Source organism: Streptomyces sp. NPDC059037 (assembly GCF_042740015.1).
GTDB lineage: Bacteria > Actinomycetota > Actinomycetes > Streptomycetales > Streptomycetaceae > Streptomyces.
In genome coordinates this window covers 1-24,752 of sequence record NZ_JBHYIG010000087.1, presented here as the reverse complement: position 1 = coordinate 24,752, position 24,752 = coordinate 1, and the positions used below count along the sequence as shown (strand labels likewise).

Annotated in this window: 20 protein-coding genes and 1 pseudogene; 6 read left to right on the top strand and 15 right to left on the bottom strand. The window is 70.9% G+C overall.

Translation table 11 applies throughout. The annotated features are described in order from the left end of the window. Positions 1 to 262: 262 nt before the first annotated feature. The 11 genes and pseudogenes from ACFWY6_RS19650 to ACFWY6_RS19600 all read right to left on the bottom strand — a co-directional run. Positions 263 to 1,159 (bottom strand): annotated as a pseudogene (locus ACFWY6_RS19650) (SCO3242 family prenyltransferase); the annotation flags it as partial. A gap of 253 nt (positions 1,160 to 1,412) precedes the next feature. Then, entirely contained in the window at positions 1,413 to 2,561 is a 1,149-nt protein-coding gene (locus ACFWY6_RS19645) for an inositol-3-phosphate synthase (RefSeq protein ID WP_384691838.1), read from the bottom strand. A 146-nt stretch (positions 2,562 to 2,707) separates the two neighbouring features. Beyond that, positions 2,708 to 4,105 (bottom strand): ThuA domain-containing protein, encoded by a 1,398-nt coding sequence (locus ACFWY6_RS19640; protein ID WP_384691821.1) that lies wholly within the window; start codon positions 4,103 to 4,105, stop codon positions 2,708 to 2,710. A gap of 14 nt (positions 4,106 to 4,119) precedes the next feature. Further along, complete coding sequence (locus tag ACFWY6_RS19635; protein WP_384691818.1) at positions 4,120 to 6,609, bottom strand: PQQ-dependent sugar dehydrogenase; 2,490 nt, start codon at positions 6,607 to 6,609, stop codon at positions 4,120 to 4,122. 232 nt (positions 6,610 to 6,841) lie between these two features. Beyond that, positions 6,842 to 7,843, bottom strand: coding sequence for a sugar phosphate isomerase/epimerase (locus ACFWY6_RS19630; RefSeq protein WP_135333048.1), 1,002 nt, complete (start codon positions 7,841 to 7,843; stop codon positions 6,842 to 6,844). Positions 7,844 to 7,853: 10 nt separating this feature from the next. Beyond that, a complete protein-coding gene (locus ACFWY6_RS19625; RefSeq protein WP_384691814.1) occupies positions 7,854 to 9,086 on the bottom strand; it encodes a Gfo/Idh/MocA family protein in 1,233 nt (410 codons plus the stop codon). Between the two features lie 48 nt (positions 9,087 to 9,134). Beyond that, a complete protein-coding gene (locus tag ACFWY6_RS19620) occupies positions 9,135 to 10,178 on the bottom strand; it encodes a substrate-binding domain-containing protein (protein WP_384691811.1) in 1,044 nt (347 codons plus the stop codon). 50 nt (positions 10,179 to 10,228) lie between these two features. Then, positions 10,229 to 11,248, bottom strand: a complete 1,020-nt coding sequence (locus tag ACFWY6_RS19615) for an ABC transporter permease (protein WP_384691809.1) — start codon at positions 11,246 to 11,248, stop codon at positions 10,229 to 10,231. Further along, the gene (locus ACFWY6_RS19610) at positions 11,245 to 12,762 is read right to left on the bottom strand and encodes a sugar ABC transporter ATP-binding protein (RefSeq protein ID WP_384691806.1); all 1,518 of its coding nucleotides are present in this window, start codon (positions 12,760 to 12,762) and stop codon (positions 11,245 to 11,247) included. Before ACFWY6_RS19610 ends, ACFWY6_RS19615 begins: the two co-directional genes overlap by 4 nt. A 177-nt stretch (positions 12,763 to 12,939) precedes the next feature. Next, on the bottom strand, positions 12,940 to 14,121 hold the full coding sequence (locus ACFWY6_RS19605; protein WP_384691802.1) for an ROK family protein: 1,182 nt from the start codon (positions 14,119 to 14,121) through the stop codon (positions 12,940 to 12,942). Positions 14,122 to 14,324: 203 nt separating this feature from the next. Continuing rightward, positions 14,325 to 15,293 (bottom strand): helix-turn-helix transcriptional regulator, encoded by a 969-nt coding sequence (locus ACFWY6_RS19600; protein WP_384691800.1) that lies wholly within the window; start codon positions 15,291 to 15,293, stop codon positions 14,325 to 14,327. A 92-nt stretch (positions 15,294 to 15,385) separates the two neighbouring features. On the opposite strand from ACFWY6_RS19600, the gene ACFWY6_RS19595 reads away from it, so the two are divergent. The 3 genes from ACFWY6_RS19595 to ACFWY6_RS19585 are packed head-to-tail and all read left to right on the top strand — an operon-like array spanning position 15,386 to position 17,783. Beyond that, positions 15,386 to 16,105: an NADPH-dependent F420 reductase gene (locus tag ACFWY6_RS19595; RefSeq protein ID WP_384691797.1), complete on the top strand. Its 720-nt coding sequence runs from the start codon at positions 15,386 to 15,388 to the stop codon at positions 16,103 to 16,105. 1 nt (position 16,106) lies between these two features. Continuing rightward, a complete protein-coding gene (locus tag ACFWY6_RS19590; RefSeq protein WP_384691794.1) occupies positions 16,107 to 16,511 on the top strand; it encodes a VOC family protein in 405 nt (134 codons plus the stop codon). 12 nt (positions 16,512 to 16,523) lie between these two features. Continuing rightward, complete coding sequence (locus tag ACFWY6_RS19585) at positions 16,524 to 17,783, top strand: winged helix DNA-binding domain-containing protein (RefSeq protein ID WP_384691791.1); 1,260 nt, start codon at positions 16,524 to 16,526, stop codon at positions 17,781 to 17,783. Here the strand turns inward: ACFWY6_RS19585 and ACFWY6_RS19580 are convergent. The 4 genes from ACFWY6_RS19580 to ACFWY6_RS19565 all read right to left on the bottom strand — a co-directional run bounded on the left by ACFWY6_RS19580 (position 17,780) and on the right by ACFWY6_RS19565 (position 21,083). Continuing rightward, positions 17,780 to 18,457: a GntR family transcriptional regulator gene (locus ACFWY6_RS19580; protein ID WP_384691789.1), complete on the bottom strand. Its 678-nt coding sequence runs from the start codon at positions 18,455 to 18,457 to the stop codon at positions 17,780 to 17,782. The two genes, ACFWY6_RS19585 and ACFWY6_RS19580, sit on opposite strands and share 4 nt — an antisense overlap. A 109-nt stretch (positions 18,458 to 18,566) precedes the next feature. Continuing rightward, positions 18,567 to 19,514, bottom strand: a complete 948-nt coding sequence (locus ACFWY6_RS19575; RefSeq protein WP_384691786.1) for a beta-ketoacyl-ACP synthase III — start codon at positions 19,512 to 19,514, stop codon at positions 18,567 to 18,569. A 122-nt stretch (positions 19,515 to 19,636) separates the two neighbouring features. Next, on the bottom strand, positions 19,637 to 19,780 hold the full coding sequence (locus ACFWY6_RS19570) for a hypothetical protein (RefSeq protein WP_384691783.1): 144 nt from the start codon (positions 19,778 to 19,780) through the stop codon (positions 19,637 to 19,639). Next, positions 19,749 to 21,083 carry an OFA family MFS transporter gene (locus tag ACFWY6_RS19565; protein ID WP_384691781.1) on the bottom strand — a complete coding sequence of 445 codons (1,335 nt, stop codon included), beginning with the start codon at positions 21,081 to 21,083 and terminating at the stop codon, positions 19,749 to 19,751. The genes ACFWY6_RS19570 and ACFWY6_RS19565 overlap by 32 nt, the downstream gene beginning before the upstream one ends. Before the next feature lie 163 nt (positions 21,084 to 21,246). Here ACFWY6_RS19565 and ACFWY6_RS19560 point away from each other — a divergent pair, with 163 nt between their 5' ends. The 3 genes from ACFWY6_RS19560 to ACFWY6_RS19550 all read left to right on the top strand — a co-directional run. Then, complete coding sequence (locus tag ACFWY6_RS19560) at positions 21,247 to 22,224, top strand: 2-dehydropantoate 2-reductase (RefSeq protein ID WP_384691779.1); 978 nt, start codon at positions 21,247 to 21,249, stop codon at positions 22,222 to 22,224. After that, positions 22,221 to 24,143, top strand: a complete 1,923-nt coding sequence (locus ACFWY6_RS19555) for a molybdopterin oxidoreductase family protein (protein WP_384691777.1) — start codon at positions 22,221 to 22,223, stop codon at positions 24,141 to 24,143. Before ACFWY6_RS19560 ends, ACFWY6_RS19555 begins: the two co-directional genes overlap by 4 nt. Positions 24,144 to 24,146: 3 nt before the next feature. Continuing rightward, the coding region (locus ACFWY6_RS19550; protein WP_384691774.1) for an NAD(P)H-dependent oxidoreductase subunit E at positions 24,147 to 24,752 on the top strand (606 nt) is incomplete at its 3' end.

Genomic DNA, 24,752 nt, shown 5'->3' with positions numbered 1-24,752 from the left:
GCACCGCGGCGCGGGTACCGGTGCGCCACGCGCCGGGGGCCGCGTTCACCGCGCTCGCGGCGCGGGTGCCAGGGCGCCACACTCCGGGCGCCGCGTACGCCGCGCTCGCCCGGCCCGCCCTGCTGGCCCCGTTCGCCTTGCCCGCCCTGCTGACCCCGCCCGTCCCGTTGACCCCGCCCGTCCCATTGACCGCGCCCGCCGCACCCGCCGCACCCGCCGCTCGCACCACGCCCGCCGCGAGCCCCGGCAGCCCTGTGCCGCGGGTCCCGGCGAGCCACGCCCCCGCCGTCGAGTTGACCGTCAGCGCCGAGTGCCGTGCGGCGTCGGCGCCACCGCTGCCGGCACCCGGGGTCGCCTGCTCCGCTGTGGAACCCGGCAGGCCGCGGGTGGCTGCTGCCCGTCGGCCTGCCGGGAGTTGAAGGGCGAGGCCACGGCCGCCGCCACCGTGGCCACCGTGTCCGCTGCGGCTGCCGTGGCCGCCTCCGTGTCCGCTGCGGCTGACGCCGCGTTCACCGCCGCCGCCATGGCCGCCGCCGCCCGGTGCGAGCAGCCGGGCCAGCGCTGCCGTCGCCGCCAGTGCTGCCAGCGGTGCCGCCGTGGAGCCGCCCTGTGCCTCACGGCGTGAGACCGCGGTCACGGCGAGGGTGTGGGCGCTCAGTACGAGGGCGGTGGGCATCGCGGCTCGGAGTTGGTTGCCCGCCGGGTGGCCCTTGCCGGTGGCCGCCGCGCCCAGGAGCAGGTCGAGGCCGCGGGCCGCTGCCATGGCGGCTGGGCCCGCCGGGGTGTGCTTCAGGCCCAGGTCATAGGCCCAGACCGTGCCCGCCAAGGCACTCGCCACAGCCAGGGCGGGCCGTCCCGCGCGGGAGGCGAGGGCCAGGCCGCCGGCCGTGAAAGCGGCGGCCGCGCCCAGGGCCGCAGCGGGGGCGATGCGGCCGGACGGCAGGGGGCGGTGCGGGCGTTCGACCGCGTCGTCCGCGCGGTCCGCCCAGTCGTTGAGGGCCATGCCCGCCTCGTACAGGGAGAGGGACGCGGCCATGGCGAGCAGGGTGCGGGGGTTCGGGCGCAGTCCGGTCGCCGCCGCCCCCGCGAGCGCGTCGCCGGGGACGGTGAACAGGGCCGGGACACGCAGGAGTTCGGCCCAGTCGCGAGCAGTACTCATGCGACACCTCGCACACCATGGCGGACCGCGCAGACGCCGCCACCCCGTTGACCGACACAACTCGTACTCACGCCGCCACCCCGCTCAACACCACAGGTCACGCCGATGCCGTGGCCCCATTGACCACCGCAGGTCACGCCCACGCCGCCACCCCGCCGAGCACCACAGGCCGCACCCACACCCACACCCCGCCCGACCCCACACACCGCACCCACGCCAACACCCCTGCCCCACTGACCACCGAAGGTCCCTCTCACACGCCCGCCCCCCTCAACCGCTCCGCGAAAGCAACCAACGCCCCGTACTGCTCGCCCAAGGCCGACGAAGCACCCGGGTCCGGGTCCTTGAAGTAGAAGCCGAGGGACGGTGACGGGCCGGTGAGGCCCAGTTCGTGGGAGCGGGCCAGGAGGCGGGCCAGGTCCAGGATCAAGGGGGCCGCCAAGGCCGAGTCGCAGCCCTGCCAGGTGGTCTGGAGGACCATGCGCGCGCCGAGGAAGCCGTCGAAGGCGATGTGGTCCCAGGCGGTCTTCCAGTCGCCGAGGGACGGGACGTCGTCGATGTGGACCTCGCCCTCCGGGGCGGAGCCCAACGTGTCGGCCAGGACCCGTTCCTTGCCCGCGTTCTTCGCCGCCGCCGCGGCCGGATCGGCGAGGGATGCGCCGTCGCCGCCGCCCAGGAGGTTGGTGCCGGACCAGGACCGCACAGCGAGTGCGCGCTGGGCGAACATCGGGCCGAGGACCGAGCGGAGCAGGGTCTGGCCCGTCTTGCCGTCCCGGCCCGCGTAGGGGAGGCCGGACGCAGCGGCCGCCGCGGCGAGCGCCGGGTGGTGCAGGCCCGTCGACGGGGTGAAGTTCACGTACGGGCAGCCCGCCCGCAGCGCCGCCGCCGCGTACAGGGAGCTGGCGGGGAGGCGGCCGACGCCCTCCTCCGGCAGCGGTTCCGTCGAAGCCACGTTCACCACCACCGCACGGGCAAGCCCCCGGCGACGTACGAAATCGCGGAGGTCGGCGGCGAAGGAGGCGATCAGCTCCTCGTCCGACCGGCCGCCGGCGCCGGCGTCGGCGTCAGTGTCGGTGTCGGCGTCCGTGTCGCCGGGCCGCGGCCCGCCCATCCGTATCTCCGCGTCCGCCGCGGCCAGTTCGGAGCGCACCGCCGCGGGGACGCCGTGCGGCAGCACTCCCCCGGCGGCCAGCTGCTCCGCCCGCTTCGGCAGCGGGCACTCCACCGTGTCGTGGCCGCCGAAGACGAGCGACGACAACGTTGGCAGACCGCAGTCAGCGAACGGCGGGGTCTCCGTGACCATGCCGGTCGGCGGGTGGAGACCGGCCGTCACGGCCGCGCACCCCGCGACAGCCGTCGTGGCGACCGAGCCTCGCGCACCGATCAGCCACACCCCGGTCAGCCCGCCACCCGAAGAACCAGCGGAACCAGCGGAACCGGCGGAACCAGCGGAACCAGAAGAATCAGAAGAAGAGGAATTGGGCACGGCTGCCTCCTGTCGAAGAAAAGACGGCGGGCGGAGGTCCGGCGTCCTCCGCCCGCCGCCGTCTAGCGGCCCACGCCGGAAGCGGTGCGGGCCGGCAGTTCCTTCACCCGGATGTCGCGGAAGGAGACCTGGTCATCGGCGCCGTGGTTCTGGATGCCGATGTGACCGTCCTTCAGGCTCCTCGCCGGATCCGTGTTGGTGAAGTCGTTGATCTTCACTCCGTTGAGATAGATCCGAAGGCGTTCGCCCTCGACACGGAGTTCGTAGGTGTTCCACTCCCCCGGCGGGTTCAGCGCCTTGTCGCGCTTCTTCAGGTCGGCGGACTTGAAGCCGTAGACGGAGCCGGTGGTCTTCTCCGGGACGTCGGTGGCGTCGATCTGGATCTCATAGCCGTTGTTCACGGCCGACCAGGGGTCGTCGGAGGCCGGGAAGCCCACGAAGATCCCGGAGTTGTCGTCGCCGTCCATGCGCCAGTCCAGCTTCAGGGAGTAGGAGCCGAGCTCCTTCGCCCCGTCGTACCAGAGCATCCCCATGCCGCCGACCGTCGTGAGCGTCCCTTCGGCCTCGTTCAACTCCAAGGACCCCGGGCCCGCCTGCTTCCAGGCCTCCAGCGAGGCAGCCGTACCGTCGAAGATGGGCGTGTAGCCCTTCTCCGTACGGCAGTCGGCCTGCGCCGCGCCGGTCGCCCAGCGGATCCCACCGAGCAGATGCGCGCGATAGGCGGGGTCGGCGAACGACTCCTTGGTGTGGCCGCCGCCCGTGTAGAAGGAGCGGCCCCCCTGGTAGTCCTGGCACCAGGCGATGGGATGGTCGCCCGACATCGTGCCGCCGCTGTACGACGACTCGTCGAGCGAGGCGAGGACGCGGGCCCGGTCCCGTGGATTCGAGCGGTAGTTGTACCACTCGTCGGTGCGGTCCCAGATCCCCGGCAGATGCTCGGTGGACGGGTGCGCGTGGTCCTCGACCTGGACCTTCGCGGGCTGGATCGCGGGATGCGACTGGAAGTAGGCGCCCGCGAGGCCTCCGTAGAAGGGCCAGTCGTACTCGGTGTCGGTGGCGGCGTGCACGCCCACGTACCCGCCGCCCTTCTTGATGTAGCCCTCGAAGGCCGTCTGCTGCTCGGCGTTGAGGACGTCGCCGGTCGTGGAGAGCCAGATCACGGCGTCGTACTGGGCGAGGTTGGCCGCGGTGAAGGCTCCGGCGTCCTCGGTCGCGTCGACGGTGAAGCCGTTCGCCGCGCCGAGCTCCTTGACGGCCGCGACGCCGTCGGGGATGGAGTCGTGCCGGAACCCGGCGGTCTTGGAGAAGACCAGGACCTTTTCGCCCTCCGCCTCCGAGGCTTCCGCCTGCGAGGATTCCGCCTGCGAGGGTTCCGGCTTCGACGCCGCCGGCCCCGACACACAGCCGATGAGCAGGGCGGCCGCGGCCGTAGCAGTGGCTATCCGTGCGGATGCGCGCATGTGATGCCCCTTCCTCAGCTCGTGGTGAAGGTGAAGTCGTCGACGTCGTAGAGGGATCCGGCGCCCTCACCCTTGAAGACCAGGTAGAACGTGGTGGTCTTGGTGGACGCTCCGGCGATCGCTGTGCTCACGTCGGTGTACGTCTCCCAACCGCCGGTCGGTGCGACCTTCGTGCTGCCCAGGAGCTTGCCGGTGGCCGAGCCGCTGCGGACCTCGAGCGTGCCGCCCGCTCCGCCCGACGCGACGCGCGCGGTCAGCTTGGTGGCGTTGCCCAGGATGTACGGCTTGAAGGCGATCCAGTCGCCGTTGTTGATGTCACCGACCGCCTTCCCGCCGTGCGCCGGGGTGTGGTTGACCACGGAGACACCCTTGGAGTCGTTGTAGTGCTCGCCCTGGCGGTGCTTGGGCTGGACGACGTTCTGGTCGTGGGTGGTCAGCGCGGGCTGGCCGTTGGCGCCCTTGTCGGTGTACTCGGCGTCGAAGACCCCGAAGATGTTGGCGTTCGGGTCGTGCTCGCCGTCCGCCGAGGTCTGCAGGGTGCCCTCGCAGCCGTTGGCCGATGTCACCGGGTGGCCGTGGCTGTCGTGGCCGAGGATGTGGGTGACCTTGACCTTCGTGCAGTCGATCGGGCCGTCTTCCTTGTCGGTCACGGTCACCTTGAAGGGAATCTTGTCTCCGAAGGTGAACAGCTGCCCGTCACCGGGGAGTTCCAGGGTCACCTTGGGCGCGGTGTTGCCGACGGTGAGGTGCGCGCTGGCCGAACCGGTGCGCCCGGTCGAGTCCTTGACGGTCACGGTCGCGGTGTAGACGCCGTTCTTCTTGTACGTGTACGAGGGGTTCTGCTGGGTCGACTTGCCGCCGTCGCCGAAGTCCCAGGCGTAGGTCAGCGTGCCGCCGTCGGCGTCCGTGGCCTTCGCGGTGAACCTGGTCTTGAGCGGGGCCTGGCCGCTGGTCACGGAGGAGCTCGCCTCGACGACCGGGGAGTGGCCCTCGGTGGCGTTCTCGATGCGGAAGAGACCGGAGTTCTCGTCGCCGCCGAACCAGGCGGTGCCGTAGTCAAGGACGTACAGCGCGCCGTCGGGGCCGAACTCCATGTCCATCACCTGGGTGCCCGTCCACGGGAACGGGTTGATCTTCGAGACGGTGCCGTCGGAGCCCTGCTCGATGCGCTTGATCCAGCGCCGTCCGAACTCGCCCGCGAAGAAGTCGCCGTCGTACGCCTCGGGGAACTTCACCGGGGAGGTGTTCGCCGCGTCATAGCGGTAGACGGGGCCGCCCATCGGGGACTCGGAGCCCGAGCCGAACTCGGGGACGGAGCCGCCGTCGTACGGAATCCAGGCTTCCTGCGCGGCCGGCAGATCGGTCAGGCCGGTGTTGTGCACGGAAGTGTTCTTCGGCGCTGCGCAGTCGAAGGCGGCGCCGGAGGTCTGCGTCGCGAAGTCGTAGTCGATGTACGCGTCGTTCTTGCCGGTGCAGTACGGCCAGCCGAAGTTGCCCGGCTTGGTCACGCGGGCGAACTCGACCTGTCCCGCGGGGCCGCGCTTGGGGTCGGCCGCGCCCGCATCGGGGCCGTAGTCACCGACGTACACGATGCCGGTTGGCTTGTCGACGCTCATCCGGAAGGGGTTGCGGAAGCCCATCGCGTAGATCTCGGGGCGGGTCTTCTCGGTGCCCGGGGCGAAGAGGTTGCCGTCCGGGACGGTGTAGGTGCCGTCGTCGGCGACCTTGATGCGCAGGATCTTGCCGCGCAGGTCGTTGCTGTTGCCGGCGCTGCGGCGGGCGTCGAAGGCGGGGTTGCGGTCGGCGCGCTCGTCGATGGGTGTGAAGCCGTCCGAGGCGAAGGGGTTGGAGTCGTCGCCCGTCGAGAGGTAGAGGTTGCCGTCCTTGTCGAAGTCGATGTCGCCGCCGACGTGGCAGCAGATGCCGCGGCTCGCGGGGACGTCGAGGACCTTCTTCTCGCTGGCGTTGTCGAGGGTGCCGTCGGTCTTCAGGACGAAGCGGGAGAGGCGGTTGACGCCGTCGAACTTCTTGAAGTCCTCGGCGGTGCCGGTCTCCGGGGCGTCGCCGGCCGGGGTGTCGAGCGGGGGCGCGTAGTAGAGGTAGATCGCGCGGTTCTCGCTGAACTTCGGGTCGAGAGCGACGCCTTGGAGGCCCTCTTCGTCATGTGAGTAGACCGGGATCTTGCCCGCGATCTTGGTGTTGCCCGCCGCGTCGGTGAGACGCAGCGTGCCGTCGCGGGACGTGTGCAGGACCGATCGGTCGGGAAGCACGGAGAGCGTCATCGGCTCACCCGTCTCCGGCTCGCCCTTGGCGAGGGTCACTTGCTGGAAGTCTTCGGCGACGGGGGCGGCGGCCGCCTTGTCGGCCCGCGTCTGGGCGGCGCGGACCGCCTCCGGGTCGGCGGCGTTCGCGCTGGGGGCGGTGAGGCTGAGGGTGGCACCGGCCAACAGGGTGCCGGTGAAGAGCGCGAGGGTCTTGCGGAGTCTCAGGCGTTTCCTGTGCACGGGGGTTCCTCCGGAAGGGGGACGGTCGTACGCGGGTGTGGAACGTGGCGCTGGGCGCCGGGGTGCGCCGTCACCCCGGAAGGTTCATGTCCTGTACACATCAGGGACGGTAGCGAGCTTTGTCTTGGGCCGAAAGCCCTTGCGCATCACGGGAGTTCGGCTTCTTCCTTGCCCAGGACAAAGTGGGCCCGCGCCGGAACCGCCGGACGGGCCGAGCCATGCCCGGCAGGGCTCAGTTGCCGCCGAACGCCGCGTCGAACGACGCCGACGGAGGCTCGAAATCGAAGGCCTTCAGGCTCCGCAGCGCCTCGGGGGCGCCCTGCAGCCGGTCCATGCCCGCGTCCTCCCACTCCACCGAGATCGGCCCCTCGTAGCGGATCGAGCGCAGCATGCGGAACACATCCTCCCAGGGGACGTCCCCGTGGCCCGCGGACACGAAGTCCCAGCCGCGGCGCGGATCGCCCCACGGGAGGTGCGAGCCGAGGCGGCCGTTGCGGCCGTCGAGGCGCCGCCGCGCCTCCTTGCAGTCGACGTGGTAGATGCGGTCCCGGAAGTCGTAGAGGAAGCCGACCGGGTCCAGGTCCTGCCAGACGAAATGCGAGGGGTCGAAGTTCAGGCCGAAGGCGACCCGGTGGTCAACTGCCTCCAGAGCACGGTGTGTTGTCCAGTAGTCATAGGCGATCTCGGAGGGGTGCACCTCGTGGGCGAAGCGCACGCCCTGTACGTCGAAGACGTCGAGGATCGGGTTCCAGCGCTCGGCGAAGTCCTCGTAACCCCGCTCGATCATCGACTCGGGCGCCGGCGGGAACATCGCCACCAGATGCCAGATCGAGGAGCCCGTGAAGCCGATCACCGTGTCGACGCCGAAGGCCGCCGCCGCGCGCGCCGTGTCCTCGATCTCGCGGGCCGCCCGCCGCCGCACGCCCTCCGCGTCGCCGTCGCCCCAGATCCGCGCGGGCAGGATCGCCTGGTGCCGCTCGTCGATGATCGCGTCGCAGACGGCCTGGCCGACCAGGTGGTTGGAGATGGCCCAGCACTTGAGGCCGTACTTGTCCAGGAGCTGGCGGCGCGAGTCCAGGTAGGAGGTGTCGTTCAGGGCCTTGTCGACCTCGAAGTGGTCGCCCCAGCAGGCGAGTTCGAGCCCGTCGTAGCCGAAGTCACGGGCGAGCCTGCAGACCTCTTCGAGCGGCAGGTCGGCCCACTGGCCGGTGAACAGGGTGAACGGGCGTGGCATGACGGCCTCCTCAAACCTGGACGGGGGTGTGCCGGACGGGGGTGTTCGGGATCGGGGTGAAGACGGAGTTCTTGGCCGCGCTCTCCTCCACGGCGGCGAGGACCCGCTGGACGCCGAGTCCGTCGGCGAAGGACGGTTCGGCGACGCCGCCTTCGGCGATGGCGTGCACCAGATCGCGCGCCTGGTGCACGAAGGTGTGCTCGTAGCCGAGCCCGTGGCCGGGCGGCCACCAGGCCTCCAGATACGGGTGGCCCGGCTCGGTCACCAGGATGCGGCGGAAGCCGGAGGACGTGGCGGGCTCCGTGTGGTCGTGGAAGGAGAGCTCGTTCAGGCGCTCCAGGTCGAAGGCCAACGAGCCGTCGGAGCCGTTGAGTTCGAGCCGCAGGGCGTTCTTGCGGCCCGCCGCGAAACGGGTCGCCTCGAACGAGGCGAGCGCGCCGGACGGGAACCGCCCCGTGAAGACGGCCGCGTCGTCCACCGTCACCGTGCCTCGCCGGGCGCCGCCCTCGGCGGTGAGCCCGCTGGAAGCACCCTCCAGAAGCGGCCGCTCGCGCACGAACGTCTCGGTGAGCGCGGAGACCCCCGTCACCGGCTCACCGACCAGATACTGCGCGAGGTCCACGATGTGCGCCCCCAGGTCACCGAGTGCCCCCGAACCCGCGCGGTCCTTGCGCAGCCGCCAGGTGAGCGGGAACTCCGGGTCCACCAGCCAGTCCTGAAGGTACGTCAGGCGTACGTGCCGGAGCGTTCCGAGCCGCCCTTCGGCGACCATCTGCCGGGCGAGGGCGAGCGCGGGGACCCGGCGGTAGTTGAAACCGACCATGGACACCTGGCCCCGCGCGCGGGCCCGTTCGGCGGCCTCGGCCATCGCCTCGGCCTCCTCGACGGTGTTGGCGAGCGGCTTCTCGCACAGCACATGCTTGCCCGCGTCGAGCGCCGCGATCGCGATCTCCGCATGGCTGTCACCGGGGGTGCAGATGTCGACGACGTCGACGTCGTCACGGGCCACGAGTGCGCGCCAGTCGGTCTCCGCGGCCGCCCAGCCGAGCCGGTCGGCGGCGGCGCGCACGGCGCCGCCGTCGCGTCCGCAGACCGCCGAGAGGACCGGCCGCAGGGGCAGATCGAAGACGCGCCCGACGGTGCGCCAGCCCTGGGAGTGGGCGGCGCCCATGAAGGCGTATCCGACCATGCCCACCCCCAGCGGCCGCTTCCCTGTCCCTGCCTCGTGTTCCGTGTCACGCATGCGGTACTCCTCCTCGTCGGTGCTCGGTGGGGGGTGCGGACGCGCGCATCACTTGAAGCCGGTGGACATGTACTGGCCGACGTTGTCCTTGTCGACCACCGCCGAGTACAGGGTGATGAAGGCCGGGATCTCGAACTCGGCCATGCCGCTGACGCCCTTGCCCTGGCCGAGCGCGCGGGCGAGGTCGATCGCGGAGGCCGCCATCGTCGGCGGATAGAGGACGGTGGCCTTGAGGACGCTGTCGTCGGACTCGATGGCCTGGAAGGCGGAGAGCGCGCCCGCGCCACCGACCATCAGGAAGTCGTCGCGGCCCGCCTGCTTGATGGCGCGCAGCGCGCCGACCCCCTGGTCGTCGTCGTGGTTCCACAGCGCGTCGAAGTTCTTCTGCGCCTGCAGGAGTTGGGACATCTTCTGCTGCCCCGACTCGACGGTGAACTCGGCCGCCTGCCGGGCGACCTTCTCGATGTTGGGATAGTTCTTGAGGGCGTCGTCGAAGCCCTTGGTGCGCTGCTTGGTCAGCTCCAGGTTGTCGAGGCCCGCGAGCTCGATGACCTTGGCACCCTTCTTGTCCTTGAGCTTCTCGCCGATGTAGTGGCCCGCGCTCAGACCCATGCCGTAGTTGTCGCCGCCGATCCAGCAGCGGTAGGCCTGCGGAGAGGCGAAGACCCGGTCGAGGTTGACGACGGGTATGCCCGCCTTCATCGCCTTCAGGCCGACCTGCGTGAGCGCCTTGCCGTCGGCCGGCAGGATCACCAGGACGTCGACCTTCTTGTTGATCAGCGTCTCGACCTGGCCGATCTGGGCGGCGGTGTCGTTGGAGCCCTCGGTGGACTCCAGCGTCACGTCCGAGTACTTCTTGGCCCGCTCCTTGGCGTTGTCGTTGATCGCGTTGAGCCAGCCGTGGTCGGCCTGCGGGCCCGCGAAGCCGATGGTGACCTTCTTGCCGGGCTTGTCGTCGGCGACCGGCTGGTCGTTCGAGTCCGCGCCGTCGGAGTCCTTGGGCTCATTGCTCGTGCACCCCGTGATCAAGGCCCCGGTGGACAGGGCCGCGGCTCCGAAGAGAAGTCCTCTGCGGCTGGTGATTTCTGGCATGGCGGTGAACCCTTCGCATCAAGGAGTGTCCGAATCAGGGAGTGTTCGCATCAGGGAGTGGAGGCCGTACGTCGCTGGACGAGCACCGCGGCGACGATGATCGCGCCCTTGGCGATCTGCTGGACATCGCTCTGGAGGTTGTTGAGCGCGAAGATGTTGGTGATCGTGGTGAAGATCAGTACGCCGAGCACGGAGCCGGTGATCGTGCCCCGGCCGCCGCTGAGCAGGGTGCCGCCGATGATCGCCGCGGCGATGGCGTCGAGCTCGTACAGATTGCCGTTGGTGTTCTGGCCCGACCCGGAGAGGATGATGAGGAGGAAGGCCGCCACACCACAGCACAGGCCGGAGAGCAGATAGAGATAGAGCCGCTGCCTGCGTACGTCGATGCCGGCGAGCCGGGCCGCTTCCGCGTTGCCGCCGACCGCGACCGAGCGCCGCCCGAAGGTGGTGCGGTTCAGAAGCAGCCAGCCGACGACGGTGACGGCCGCGAAGACGAGCACAAGCGGCGGGATGCCGAAGACGTACGAGTCGCGTTCGCCGAGGCTCAACACCCCGTCCACGGTGACCATTTGGGTCTTGCCGTCGGTGATCTGCAGGGCCAGACCGCGGCCCGACGCCAGCATGGCGAGCGTCGCGATGAACGGCACCATTCCGCCGTACGCGATGAGCAGTCCGTTGACGAGACCGCAGGCCGTGCCGACGAGCACCGCCGTGAACAGGATCCCGGCGAAGCCGTACTCCTGGGTGGCCACGGTCGTCGCCCAGACGGAGGCGAGCGCGACGATCGCGCCGACCGACAGGTCGATGCCGCCGGAGATGATCACGAAGGTCATGCCGACCGTGACGACACCGATGACGGACGCCTGGGTGAGGATCAGCTGGACGTTGTCGGTGTCGAGGAACGACTCGGGCTGGGTGATGCCGCCGATCGCGATCAGCGCGGCGAGCACCCCGAGCAGGGACAGCGTCCGCACGTCGGCACGCCCGGCGAGCGTCCGCAACTGGCGGCCGCCGTCGGCCGGTTCACTCTTCGATGCGGCGGGCCGTGGCGGCGATGCGGGCTGCGTCATGACGCCGGGCTCCCTTCGAGTACGAGGTCGAGTACGCGGTGTTCGTCGAGGTCACGGGCGGGCGCCGTATGGACGACGCGCCCCTCGCGGAGCACCAGGACGCGGTCGGCGAGGCCGAGGACTTCGGGGACTTCGCTGGATACGAGCAGGACGGCGAGGCCGTCGTCGGCGAGGCGGCGGATCACGGCGTACAGCTCGGCGCGGGCGCCGACGTCCACGCCTCGGGTCGGCTCGTCGAGCAGCAGCACGCGGCAGCCGCGGAGCAGCCAGCGGGCCAGGACGGCCTTCTGCTGGTTGCCGCCGGAGAGGGTGCGCACGGGAGCTGCGGGGTTGTCGGGGCGCAGCGACAGCTCGCGGGTCGCGGTCTGCGCGGCCTTCTTCTCGGCTCCCCGGTCGAGCCAACCGCCGCGTGAGAAGCGGGACATGGAGGAGACCGACACATTGTTGGTGACGGACTCCAGCATGAGCAGGGCCTGTGCCTTGCGTTCCTCGGGGGCGAGTCCGAGTCCCGCGCGGACGGCGGCGCGGACGCTGCCCGGCCGCAACACCTGCCCACCGACGGTCACTTGACCTGCGCTCGGCTTGCGCGCGCCGTAGATCGTCTCCAGGATCTCGGAGCGCCCGGAGCCGACGAGTCCCGCGAGGCCGACGATCTCGCCGGGCCGCAGTTCGAGGTCGAGGGGCTCGAACTCGCCGTCGCGGGCGAGGCCTTTCACCCTCAGCACGGCGTCCGTGGTGGGCCGTTCGGTGGGCCGGTCGGGGAAGACGTATTCGACGTTGCGGCCCGTCATCAGGGCGACGACCTCGCGGGTCGGGGTCTCCTTCGCGGGGAGTCCGCCCGCCACCGCGCGGCCGTCCTTGAGGACGGTGACGCGGTCGCCGATGCGGCGGATCTCTTCGAGCCGGTGGGAGATGTAGACGACGGCGACGCCGTCCGCCGTGAGATCGCCGACGATGCGGAAGAGGTTGTCGACCTCGTCCGGGTCGAGCGCGGCCGACGGCTCGTCCATGACGATGAGGCGTACTTCATGGGAGAGCGCACGAGCCATCGACACGATCTGCTGCTGGGCGGCCGAGAGATCACCGACGAGCGTTCCCGGGTCGATCTCGCCGTGCCCAAGTCGCTGGAGCAGAGCGGCAGTTGACGCCTTCGCCTCGCGGCCTCGCACGACGAATCCGGCCGCGGTGGGCTCATGCCCGAGGTGGACGTTCTCGGCGACGGAGAGCCCCTCCACCAGGTCGAGTTCCTGGTAGATGGTGGCGATCCCGAGGCGCATCGCGGCGATGGGCGACCGGAGCGTGGTGCGCTCGCCGCGCCAGGTGATCTCGCCGTCGTCGGGCTGGTGGGCCCCGGCGAGGACCTTGATGAGGGTGGACTTCCCGGCGCCGTTCTGACCGAGGAGGCAGTGCACTTCGCCGGCCTGGACCTGGAGGTCGACGCCGTCGAGGGCGCGGACGCCGGGGAACGACTTGGTGATGCCGGACATGGTGAGCAGCGGTGGTTCTGGTGCCATGACGGTTCCCTTGGGCGGATGGGCCGGTTTCAGGGCAGGGCGGGGCTCGTGCTGGGGCTGAGCCTGTTTCGGAGCAGGGCGAGGCAGCGCGCTGTACTGGGTGAGGTGAGCTGTGGTGCGTCGCGTAGTACGGGTCGTACGTATGGGTGGCCGTACGTATGGGGCCCTACGTACCGGTCAGGCCGGTGAGAACAGGTGGTCGCTGATGAGCCGGGCGCCGCCGATGACTCCGGCGGTCGGCCCCAACTCGCCCAGGACGATGGGGAGATTGCCGGTCGCCAGGGGCAGCGACTGGCGGTACACCTGGGTGCGGATGGCGGCGAGCAGTGTGTGGCCGAGGCCGGTGACACCGCCGCCGATCACCACGAGGCCCGGGTTGAAGAAGCTGACGAGCCCCGCGATGACCTGGCCGGTGCGGTTGCCGCCGTCGCGGATGAGGTCGAGCGCGGTGGCGTCACCGGCCGCGGCCGCCGCGGCCACGTCGACGGAGCTGAGCTTCCCCGCCGCTTCCAGACGGGTCGCGAGCTCTGCCGAGAGCCCCTGCCCGGCCGCGTCCTCGGCGTCACGGGCGAGCGCCGCGCCGCTGAAGTACGCCTCCAGGCAGCCCCTGTTGCCACAGGCGCAGGGGCGTCCTTCCGGTTCGACCTGGATGTGGCCGATGTCGCCGGCGCTGCCCGTCGTACCGCGGTAGACCTCACCGCCGACGACGATGCCGCAGCCGATACCGGTGCCGATCTTGACGCAGAGGAAGTCGCCCACGGAGCGTGCGACGCCCGCGTGCTGTTCCCCCATCGCCATCAGGTTCACGTCGTTGTCGACCATGACGGGGCAGCCGAGGTCCTGGCTGATGGCTTCCCGTACGGGGAAGCCGTCCCACCCCGGCATGATCGGCGGAGCGACCGGGACGCCCTCGGGAAAGCGGACGGGACCGGGTACGCCGATACCGGCGCCGTCGAACCCTTCCGCGAGCCCGGAGGCCTTCAACTTGGCGGCCATGGCGAGGACTTGCTCGAAGACCGCGACCGGGCCTTCGCGCACGTCCATGGGCTGGTTGATGTGGCCGAGCACCTCCAGCTCGGCGTTGGTCACCGCGACGTCGACCGAGGTCGCGCCGATGTCCACGCCGAGGAAGCGGAGGGCGGGGGCCAGGCGGATGTTGTGGGAGCGGCGGCCGCCGCGCGATGCGGCGAGTCCGTCGGCGACCACGAGTCCGGTCTCCAGGAGCCGGTCCACCTCGACGGCCAGCTTCGACCGCGAGAGGTCGACCTGATCGCCCAGCTGGGCACGGGAGTTGGGCCCTCCGTCACGCAACAGCCGCAGCAGACGCGCCTGGTGCGCATTGGCGGGTCGAGCCGTCATACGTCTCACGCGCCCCTCCCCGTCTCATCGGGCAACTCATGTCGTCGCGCCGGACTTTCGTTCGTCGCGTCGGGCTTTCGAGGGGAACGTAGCAGCGCCTGCCGGGAGTGGGAAGAAGTTGCGCGGGAATTACCCACGACTTTCTCCAGTCACAGGACAAAGGGAGGCGCCGCAAGCACGCGCGCGGCTCGCGGCGGGCGCGGTCAGCCCGTGGCGGGCAAAGCGTGCAGGGCGCGCCGGGCGGCGGCCCGGAGGTGGTCGAGGACGTCCGGGTCCGCGTCGAGGGTGTAGTCGGCCGTGAGGCCGGCCAGGGTCTGGGCCATGCGGGTGAGGGAGTCGTCGGATACGTCGACCAGACACCGGGTCTCGTCGACGGGCCGGATGCGGGTGGCCAGGCCCCGGGTGTGGGCGCGGACGTGGTCGGCCGGGGCCTGGACGGTGGCGACGGCGCGGTGGCGGGTGGGCGCGGCCGAGAGCCGGTCGGCGACGAACGCGGCGGGGTCGTCGCCGGGCAGATCGCGGGCGGGAACGCGTCGGCCGGTGCCCGTGGGGCCGGTGATGCGGTCGAGGCGGAAGACGCGCCAGTCGTTCTTCGCGGTGTCGTGCGCGAGGAGATACCAGAGCGGGCCGGAGGCGACCAGGTGCTGCGGCTCGACCCGGCGCGGAGTGGTCGCACCCGTACGGGTGGTGTAGTCGAAGGTCAGGACCTCGTGGTCGCGGCAGGCCACGGCGAGGGTGGCCAGGAGAGCGGGGTCGGCGCGCGGCCCGCGGTCGTCCCAGGCGATGCCGGCGACGGCCCCCTGCAGGGCGGTGACCTGGCCGCGCAGTCGGCGGGGCAGGACCAGTTCGAGCTTGGCCAGGGCGCGCAGCGCGGTCTCCTCGATGCCGGTGAGGCCACCGGCGGCGGTGCGCAGGGCGACGGCGATGGCGACCGCCTCGTCGTCGTCGAGGAGGAGCGGGGGCAGGTCGGTGCCGGGGGCGAGGCGGTAGCCCCCCGCATGGCCGCGGGCACTGTCGACGGGGTAGCCCAGGTCACGGAGCCGGTCGATGTCGCGGCGGACGGTGCGGACGGTCACCTGGAGCCGGTCGGCCAGGTCGGAGCCCGACCACTCCCGGCGGGTCTGCAGCAGGGAAAGCAGGCGCAGCATCCGGGCCGTCATGTCGCTGGTCATGATCCCCACTATGGCCGAGTCAGAGGACACCCTCTGTCCTGAAAGGGTCCTACTGTGGATCTGTCCAACCACAGCAAACCGGGAGGTACCCCATGAAAATCACCGTTCTCGGCACGGGCGGCGGCGCCCGCGCGCACACGGCCAAGCTCGTCGAACTCGGGCACGAGGTGTACGTCGGCACCCGCGACCCCGAGGCCACCCTCGCCCGCACCGAGCCCGACATGATGGGCAACGTGCCCTACGGCAAGTGGCTCGCCGACCACCCCGGCGTCACCCTGCTGTCCTTCGGCGACGCGGCGGCCGCCGCCGACGGGCCGGTCATCAGCGGCATCGACGGCCACAACGCCGTCGCCGCGCTGACCGCGATCGCGGACCGCCTCGACGGCAAGACGCTCATCGACTACGCCGTCCCCTTCGTCTACCAGCACGAGAGCGAGCACCCCTGGCCCACGCCGTGGGGCGTCATGCCCAAGCTGGACCCGTGCGACACGGACAGCCTCGCCGAGCAGATCCAGCGCGCGCTGCCCGGGACGAAGGTCGTCAAGAGCTTCGTCACCCAGGAGCAGACCACCGTCGTCGACCCGGCGTCCGTCGGCCAGGGCGACCACACGATGTTCGTCGCCGGTGACCACGCCGACGCCAAGCAGCAGACCACCGAGCTGCTCAAGTCGTACGGCTGGAGCGACATCCTCGACCTCGGCCCGCTGGTGTGCGCCCGCGGCATGGAGATGTACGCCCATATGCACTCCGCCATCGGCTTCGGCCTGGGCCAGCAGTTCGGCGGCCACTTCGGCATCAAGGTGGTGCGCTGACATGCCGGGCACGAGCAGCACTCCGGCACCCGCCCTGGACGGGAAGATCCTGTGCCATGCGATGTGGGCCCGCGACGGCAGCGAGCTTGCCGACTTCTACGCCGCCGCGCTGGGCACGGAGGTCAGCCGCACCTACCCCGGCCCGCAGGGCGAACCCGCCGCCTGCGCGTTCGACGTCGGTCCCTCGATGTACCTCTTCTACTCCTCCGAGAACTTCACTGCCCCCAACTGGCCCGAGGAGGAGCTGCCCTTCCACATGGACCTGACGTTCACCGACGTACGGGCCGCGGAGGAGCGGCTGCTGGGAATGGGTGCCACCAGACCCGACCACCAGCCGGGCGGAAAGCACTGGACGGTCCTGCTCGACCCCTCCGGGCAGCCGTTCTGCATCCACCAGGCCCGCTGACCCGCGGCCGTCATGACTCACCTGCCCCGCATCACCGCCGGCCGGCGTCGCGCCCGCCTGGTCCGGCGGCACCTGCTGACGCCGGCCGCCCGCGTGGACGGCGCGCACGAGGTGGCCGATGCCCTCATCGGCCTGCACGCCACCGACCCGGCGACCGTCTTCCTCGCCGCGGCCGCCCGTATGCGCGCCCCCACGCCCGACGCCATCGACCAGGCCCTCTACGCGAGGCAGTCCGGCGTACCCGTCCTTGAGCGCATACGGTGCATGCGCCGCACGATGTTCGTCGTCCCCGAACGCCTCGCGCCCGCCGTGCTCTCCGCGACCGCGCAGAACACCGACCGCCTCCGCGCCGAGGCCATGGACAAGCTGAACCAGGCCCTCGGCTGGGATCTGCGGCACTACACCGCCGTGCAGCGGGACACGCTGGCCGCGCTGGCGGAACGCGGTGCGGCGACGGCGGCGCAGCTGGCCGCCGACGTGCCCGCCCTGCGCGAGCAGCTGGTCGTCTTCCCCGGCAAGTCCTACGAGTCCCGCCAGCGCGCCGCCTCGACGGTCCTCGGTGTCCTCGCGGCCGAAGGGCACATCCGCCGGGCCAGACCGGCCGGTTCATGGACCTCGGCGCAGTTCCGCTGGACGCCCGCTCAGCCGCTGCCCGCCGTACCCATCACCGAGGCGAGAGCCACCCTGGCGCGGCACTATCTCGCGGCCTACGGCCCCGCGACGGCCGACGACGTGAAGTGGTGGACCGGCTGGAACCTCACCGACACCCGCAAGGCCATCGCCGCCACCGGCGCGCAGGCCGTAGAACTCGACGAAGGCACCGGCTACCTCCTGCCCGAAGACCTGGAGGAGTTGGAGGAGTTGGGGGAGTTGGAGGACTTGGGGGACTTGGGGGACCCGGAAGGCCTGGAAAGCCTCGCCCCCGTCGCGCCCCACGCGTCCGGCGCGGTCCTGCTGCCCGGCCTCGACCCCACCCCGATGGGCTGGCGCCACCGCCACTGGTACCTCGAACCCGCCCACACCGCCGCGCTGTTCGACCGCAACGGCAACATCGGCCCCACCGTCTGGTGGGGCGGCCGCATCATCGGCGCGTGGGCGCAGCACGCCGACGGACACATCAACCACCACCTGCTCACCGATGCGCCCGCCGCCGCCCGCGCGGCCGTGGACGAGGAGATCGGACGTCTGACGGCGTTCCTCTCGACCACCCGCGTCACGCCCGCCTACCGCACTCCCCTGGAACGCCGACTCGCCGTCGGCGGGCCCGACTAACCCTCGTTGCGCTGGTGGTACGTCTGCCGCGTGTGCTCCGTGTGCGCCCGCATGATCTCCGTGGCGCTGCGCTCGTCGCGTTCCGCGATGGCCGCGATCAGCCGGCGGTGCTCGATCCAGGACTGCTTGCCGCGCTGGCGGGCCACCGGTGTGTAGTACCAGCGCACCCGGCGGTCCACCTGCCCGGCGAGTTCGGCGAGCACGACATTGCCGGCGAGCTCCATGACCTTGGCGTGGAAGGCCGCGTTGGTGGTCACCACCAGGTCAACGTCGCCGTCCGCGACGGCCTGTTCGCCCTTGGCGCACAGCTCTTCGAGCGCGGTGATCCCGGCGGTACCCGTGTTCGCGGCGGCGAGCCGGGCGGCCTCCGCCTCCAGGAGCGTACGGACCGTGAGCAGTTGGTCCGCCTCTTCCTCGGTGGGCTCGTGCACGAACGCGCCCTGCGCGGGGCGCAGATCGACCCAGCCCTCGGTGTTGAGCCGCTGCAGCGCCTCGCGCACCGGCTGCCTCGACACCCCCAGATGCCCCGCCAGTTCACTCTCCACGAGGTGCTGGCCCGGCTGGAGCGCGCGGGTCGTGATGAGTTCGAGCAGCGCTTCGTAGACCCGCTCCCGGAGCGGACCGGGTCGTTCGAGCCTGGGCACCGCCCCCTGCGGCAGTCCTGTGGACAACATCGCGGTCCCCTCCTCGACGATTGCCTTTTGTCTACAGTCTACTGAGCACAATGGCCAGTACCAGGGGGAGTTGAGCCGGTCACACCGCTCGGTGACGCGTTCTCGGCGGCTACGGGCAGCGGATGACCTGTCCCGCGTACGACAGGTTCCCGCCGAAGCCGAAGAGCAGCACCGGGTCCCCGTGGACGATCTCGCCGCGCTCCACGAGCTTGGACAGGGCGAGCGGGATGCTGCCCGCCGAGGTGTTGCCCGAGTTCACGACGTCACGCGCGACGACCGCGTTGACCGCGCCGATCCGCCCGGCGAGCGGCTCGATGATCCGCAGATTGGCCTGGTGCAGCACGACCGCCGCGAGGTCCTCCGGAGTGAGACCGGCCCGCTCGCAGGCCTTGCGGGCGAGCGGCGGCAGCTGGGTCGTCGCCCAGCGGTAGACGCTCTGGCCCTCCTGCGCGAACCGCGGCGGCGTGCCCTCGATCCGTACCGCGTTGCCCATCTCGGGCACCGAGCCCCACAGCACGGGACCGATGCCGGGCTCTTCGCCGGGGCCGCACGCCTCGACGACGGCCGCGCCCGCGCCGTCCCCGACCAGCACGCACGTGGTGCGGTCCGTCCAGTCGGCCACCTCGGACATCTTGTCCGCGCCGATCACCAGGGCGCGGGTCGCTCCCCCGGCCCGCACGGCGTGGTCGGCGGTGGCGAGCGCGTGCGTGAAGCCCGCGCAGACCACGTTGATGTCCATGGCGGCCGGGGAGGGGATGCCGAGGCGGGCCGCGACGCGGGCCGCCATGTTCGGCGAGCGGTCGATCGCGGTGGACGTGGCGACCAGGACGAGGTCGATGGCGTCGGGCGCGAGGCCGGCGGCGGCGACGGCCTTGGCCCCGGCCTGCGCGGCGAGCTCGTCGACCGGCTCCTCGGGTCCCGCGATGTGGCGGGTGCGGATGCCCACGCGAGAGCGGATCCACTCGTCGCTGGTGTCGACCATGCCCGCCAGCTCCTCGTTGGTGAGGATCTTGGCGGGCTGGTAATGGCCGACGGCGGCGATGCGTGAGCCGTGCATGAACGGGTCCCCCTTGTTGCCGGAGATGCGGGACCGTCCAGTCTGCTCAGCGACTCACCAGTAACGGGGCACGTAAAGCAACAGGAATCGGGCGTGGGCTTTGGATGCTTCTCATCATCGCGTCACCCGGTGAAGAGCTGGGTGGCCTTGTGTGCGAGTTCGTACAGACCGTAACCGAGCGGCAGCGCCACCCACAGCCAGGCGGCGGCGATCAGGCCACGGCGGCGCGGCGGACTACTGGGCGGCGGGCTGGGCGGCGCCCTCATGGGCGGCCTCCCTCGGGGCGGGAATGTGGTGGCGGGAGTGGACGGGGCGGACGAACTCGTTCGCCACGAAGCCCACGATCAGCAGGCCGATCATGATCGTGAGGGACATGCCGTAAAGACCCGAGCCGTGCTTGCCGGCCTCCTCCTGGCGGTCGGCGACCCAGTTGACGATCAGCGGGCCGAGCACACCGGCCGTGGACCAGGCGGTGAGCAGCCTGCCGTGGATCGCGCCGACCTGGTACGTCCCGAAGAGGTCCTTCAGGTACGCGGGGATCGTCGCGAAGCCGCCGCCGTAGAAGGAGAGGATCACCAGCGCGCAGCCGATGAACAGCGGCTTCGACGCGTCTCCGAACTGGGCGATCAGCAGATACATCAGCGCGCCCACGCCCAGGTAGACGCGGTAGACGTTCTTGCGGCCGATCAGATCGGACGCCGATGACCAGCCGATGCGCCCGGCCATGTTGGCGGCCGAGAGCAGGGCGACGAAGCCCGCCGCCGCGGAGACCGAGACCGGTGTCGCGGTGTCGGAGAAGAAGTCGATGATCATCGGCGCGGCCTTCTCCAGGATGCCGATGCCCGCGGTCACGTTCATGCAGAGCACGATCCACAGGCACCAGAACTGGGGTGTCCGCACGGCGGCCCGCGCGGAGACCTGCGGCCCGTCGAGCGTGCCGGGGACGCCCGGTGCCCGCGCTCCTTCCGTACGCGGCACCCGCACCAGGAGCACGCCGAGCGACATGAAGACGGCGTACGTCAGACCGTGCACCAGGAAGGCGAGCGCGATGCCCGACGAGTCCGAGCCGAAGGACTCCAGCATCTGGGCCGACCAGGGCGAGGCGATGAGCGCGCCGCCGCCGAAGCCCATGATCGCGATGCCGGTGGCCATGCCGGGGCGATCGGGGAACCACTTGATCAGGGTCGACACGGGCGAGATGTAGCCGATGCCGAGGCCGATCCCGCCGACGAAGCCGTACCCGAAGACGATCAGCCAGTACTGCTCCGTCGCCGCCCCGAGCGCGGCGAGCAGAAAGCCGGACGAGAAACAGGTGAGGGCGACCGCCATCGCCCAGCGCGGTCCGTTGCGCTCGACGAGGGTGCCGCCGAAGGCCGCCGAGAGGCCGAGCATCACGATGCCGAGCTGGAAGGGCAGCGCGCTCTGGGTGCCGCTGAGGTGGAGGGCGGATTCCAGTGGGGGCTTGAAGACGCTCCAGGCGTAGGCCTGGCCGATGGAGAGGTGCACGGACAGGGCGGCGGGCGGTACTAGCCAGCGGCTCCATCCCGGGGGTGCGACGGGGGGCCTCATGATCCCGAACAGTAGGAATCAGGCGGGCCGTTGGGAAGAGGCCATGCACTATTCCGTCGACGGTATGCAATGTGCCGCGCAACCCCTTGCTGGCCCAACTTCCATACTGTAGACAATATTCTATCGACAGTTCGGATCCCTCAACCGAACGGAGCGCGCCACCGTGAAAGTCGCAGTCCTCGGCGCCGGTGCGATCGGCGCCTACGTCGGAGCCGCGCTGCACCGCGCCGGAGCCGACGTCCATCTCGTCGCCCGTGGACCGCATCTCGCGGCCATGAGGCAGCACGGAGTACGTGTCCACAGCCCGCGCGGCGACTTCACCGCGCGGGCCCACGCCACCGACGACCCGGCCGACATCGGCCCCGTCGACTTCGTCTTCCTGGGCCTGAAGGCCAACTCGTACGCGGCGTGCGGGCCGCTCATCGAGCCGCTGCTGCACGACGGCACCGCGGTCGTCGCGGCACAGAACGGCATCCCCTGGTGGTACTTCCACCGGCACGGCGGCCCGCACGACGGCCACCGCGTCGAGAGCGTGGACCCCGACGGCGTGGTCAGTGCGGTGATCGCGCCCGAGCGGGCCGTCGGATGCGTGGTGTACGCGGCAACCGAACTGGAGGGCCCGGGAGTTGTCCGGCACATCGAAGGCACCCGCTTCTCCATCGGGGAGCCGGACCGCTCGCGCTCGCAGCGCTGTCTCGCCTTCAGCGAGGCCATGCAGGCGGGCGGTCTGAAGTGTCCCGTCGAGCCCGAACTGCGCCTCGACATCTGGATCAAGCTGCTCGGCAACATCTCCTTCAACCCGATCAGCGCGCTCGCCCGCGCCACGATGCGGGAGATGTGCCTGCACGGCGGCACCCGCCGCGTCATCGAGATCATGATGAACGAGACGCTCGCCGTCGCCGCCGCCCTCGGCTGCCGCCCCGACATCTCCGTCGAGCGGCGCCTGGCCGGCGCCGAACGCGTCGGCGACCACCGCACCTCCACCCTCCAGGACCTGGAGCGCGGCAAACCGCTCGAACTCGACGTGCTGCTCGCGGCCGTCGTGGAACTCGCCGGGATCACCGGGGTTCCGGTGCCGACGCTCCGCACCGTCCACGCCATCTCGGATCTGCTGGCCGACCGCATGAGGAGCGCGGCATGAGCAAGAAGCGGGACCGGGTGCCCAAGACGTACACCCGGCTCACCCATCCCCTCGTACGCGACGCACGCGACGCGCCCTTCCGGCGGGCCACCTGGGAGGAGGCGCTGACCCGGACGGCGGCCGGACTCCAGGAGGCCCGCGGCGCGTTCGGCATGTTCTCCTGCGCCCGCGCCACGAACGAAATGAACTACGTGGCACAGAAGTTCGCCCGCGTGGTCATGGGCACGAACAACGTCGACTCCTGCAACCGCACCTGTCACGCGCCGAGCGTCGCGGGCCTGTCGGCCGCCTTCGGCTCGGGCGGCGGCACCTCTTCTTATGAAGAGGTCGAGCACACGGATCTGATCGTGATGTGGGGCTCCAACGCGCGCTTCGCCCACCCGATCTTCTTCCAGCACGTCCTGAAGGGGATCAGGAACGGCGCCCGTATGTACGCGGTCGACCCGCGCCGCACCAAGACCGCCGAGTGGGCGGAGAGCTGGCTCGGTCTCAACGTCGGCACGGACATCCCGATGGCGCACGCCATCGGCCGCGAGATCATCCACGCGGGCCTGGCCAACCGGGCGTTCATCGACCGGGCCACATCCGGCTTCGAGGAGTACGCGGCCCTGGTCGAGCCCTGGACGCTGTCGCTCGCCGAGAAGGTGACGGGCGTACCGGCGGCCGCCATCAGGGAGTTGGCGCACGCCTACGCACGGGCCGAGCGGGCGCAGCTGTGCTGGACGCTCGGCATCACCGAGCACCACAACGGCACGGACAACGTACGCGCCCTGATCAATCTCTCCCTGCTGACCGGACACGTCGGCCGCTACGGCTCGGGCCTGCAGCCCCTGCGCGGCCAGAACAACGTCCAGGGCGGCGGCGACATGGGCGCGATCCCGAATCGCCTGCCGGGCTTCCAGGACATCCTCGACCCGGACACCCGCCTGAAGTTCGAGACAGCCTGGAACACGGTCATCCAGCCGCGCTACGGGCTGAATCTGACGGAAATGTTCGAGGCGATGGAGGAGGGATCACTGAAGGCGGTCTACTGCATCGGCGAGAACCCGGCGCAGTCGGAGGCGGACAGCGAACAGGCGATGCGACGCCTCCGGGCCCTGGACTTCCTCGTCGTACAGGACATCTTCCTTACGAAGACGGCCGAGTTGGCGGACGTCGTGCTGCCCGCGACGGCCGCCTGGGCGGAGACCGACGGCACGACGACCAACAGCGAGCGGCGCGTGCAGCGGGTCCGCAAGGCCGTGCGGCCGCCCGGTGAGGCGCGCGAGGACATCGACATCATCTGCGAGCTCGCGGGGCTGCTCGGCCACGACTGGAAGTACGCGGACGCGCGGGCCGTCTGGGACGAGCTGCGGTCGGTGTCGCCGGACCACTACGGCATGACGTACGAGCGTCTGGAGTCGCTGCAGGGAATCCAGTGGCCGTGCCCTTCGGAGGAGCGCGTCGAACCGACGTACCTGCACGGCCGGTTGTGGGAGTCCGCCCCCGAACGGCGTGGCACGCCCGCGCCGTTCGGCCTCGTCGCACACGACCCGCCGGTCGACCTGACCGACGAGTCGTTCCCGATCCGGCTGACGACCGGGCGGCGGCTCGACTCCTACAACACCGGTGTGCAGAGCGGGAGTTTCGCCTCTCCGCTGCGGCGCGGCGAGTACGTCGAGCTGTGCCCGGAGGACGCGGAGCGGTTCGGGGTCGTGGTCGGCGAGGAGGTGCGGATCTCCTCGCGGCGCGGGGTCGTCGTGGCGCCGGTGTGGGTGGACCCCGGTCTGCGTCCGGGCCTCGCCTTCATGACCATGCACTTTCCCGACGAGGTCGACACCAACCAGCTCACGATCGAGGCGAATTGCCCGATCGCGGGGACGGCGGAGTTCAAGGCGTCGGCGATACGGATCGACAAGCTCGCCAGTGAGGTGGGGTGACGGATGGATCTGCACTTCGGTGACAGCAAGCCGACGGACGAGGAGCGGGCGGCCGTCGACGCGGTGCTCGGTCCTCCGGAGTCCGCGTGGGAGGGGGCCGACGACCGCAGTGACGCGGATCTGCGGTGGGCGCGGGGTGGCCGTGCGGCTCGGGAGCGGCGGGATCAGCTGTTGCCGGGGTTGCACGCGCTGAACGATCGCGTGGGGTGGGTGAGCGAGGGGGGCCTCGACTATCTGTGTCGGCGGCTTACGGTGCCGCCGGCTGAGGGGTACGGGGTGGCCACGTTCTACTCGCTGTTCTCGGTGCGGCCGCGGCAGCGCACTGCCGTGCGGGTCTGTACGGATCTGGCGTGCGGGGGTGGCGCGGAGCTGTGCGGGGAGGTGGCGGCGCGGCTGGGCCCGGAGTCCGGGGTGGCCGTCGAGGCCTCGCCGTGCCTTGGGCTGTGCGAGCGGGCACCGGCGGCGTTGGTGGTGCGGGCGGGGCCTCCGGCGGTTTCTTCCCCAGCCCCGCGCCTTCCCGAACGTTCCGGCTCCGCCGGCCGGGGTGACCGTAAATCACCGGCTCCGCCGAGTTCGTCCTCAAACGCCGGACGGGCTGAAGAGGGTGGG

What these genes read in the sequence shown, in the direction of transcription:
- ACFWY6_RS19640 (WP_384691821.1), bottom strand. Translation starts at nt 4,105, where the DNA reads ATGCGCGCATCCGCACGGATAGCCACTGCTACGGCCGCGGCCGCCCTG.
- ACFWY6_RS19630 (WP_135333048.1), bottom strand. Translation starts at nt 7,843, where the DNA reads ATGCCACGCCCGTTCACCCTGTTCACCGGCCAGTGGGCCGACCTGCCG.
- ACFWY6_RS19625 (WP_384691814.1), bottom strand. Translation starts at nt 9,086, where the DNA reads ATGCGTGACACGGAACACGAGGCAGGGACAGGGAAGCGGCCGCTGGGG.
- ACFWY6_RS19620 (WP_384691811.1), bottom strand. Translation starts at nt 10,178, where the DNA reads ATGCCAGAAATCACCAGCCGCAGAGGACTTCTCTTCGGAGCCGCGGCC.
- ACFWY6_RS19615 (WP_384691809.1), bottom strand. Translation starts at nt 11,248, where the DNA reads ATGACGCAGCCCGCATCGCCGCCACGGCCCGCCGCATCGAAGAGTGAA.
- ACFWY6_RS19610 (WP_384691806.1), bottom strand. Translation starts at nt 12,762, where the DNA reads ATGGCACCAGAACCACCGCTGCTCACCATGTCCGGCATCACCAAGTCG.
- ACFWY6_RS19605 (WP_384691802.1), bottom strand. Translation starts at nt 14,121, where the DNA reads ATGACGGCTCGACCCGCCAATGCGCACCAGGCGCGTCTGCTGCGGCTG.
- ACFWY6_RS19600 (WP_384691800.1), bottom strand. Translation starts at nt 15,293, where the DNA reads ATGACCAGCGACATGACGGCCCGGATGCTGCGCCTGCTTTCCCTGCTG.
- ACFWY6_RS19595 (WP_384691797.1), top strand. Translation starts at nt 15,386, where the DNA reads ATGAAAATCACCGTTCTCGGCACGGGCGGCGGCGCCCGCGCGCACACG.
- ACFWY6_RS19590 (WP_384691794.1), top strand. Translation starts at nt 16,107, where the DNA reads ATGCCGGGCACGAGCAGCACTCCGGCACCCGCCCTGGACGGGAAGATC.
- ACFWY6_RS19585 (WP_384691791.1), top strand. Translation starts at nt 16,524, where the DNA reads ATGACTCACCTGCCCCGCATCACCGCCGGCCGGCGTCGCGCCCGCCTG.
- ACFWY6_RS19580 (WP_384691789.1), bottom strand. Translation starts at nt 18,457, where the DNA reads ATGTTGTCCACAGGACTGCCGCAGGGGGCGGTGCCCAGGCTCGAACGA.
- ACFWY6_RS19575 (WP_384691786.1), bottom strand. Translation starts at nt 19,514, where the DNA reads ATGCACGGCTCACGCATCGCCGCCGTCGGCCATTACCAGCCCGCCAAG.
- ACFWY6_RS19570 (WP_384691783.1), bottom strand. Translation starts at nt 19,780, where the DNA reads ATGAGGGCGCCGCCCAGCCCGCCGCCCAGTAGTCCGCCGCGCCGCCGT.
- ACFWY6_RS19565 (WP_384691781.1), bottom strand. Translation starts at nt 21,083, where the DNA reads ATGAGGCCCCCCGTCGCACCCCCGGGATGGAGCCGCTGGCTAGTACCG.
- ACFWY6_RS19555 (WP_384691777.1), top strand. Translation starts at nt 22,221, where the DNA reads ATGAGCAAGAAGCGGGACCGGGTGCCCAAGACGTACACCCGGCTCACC.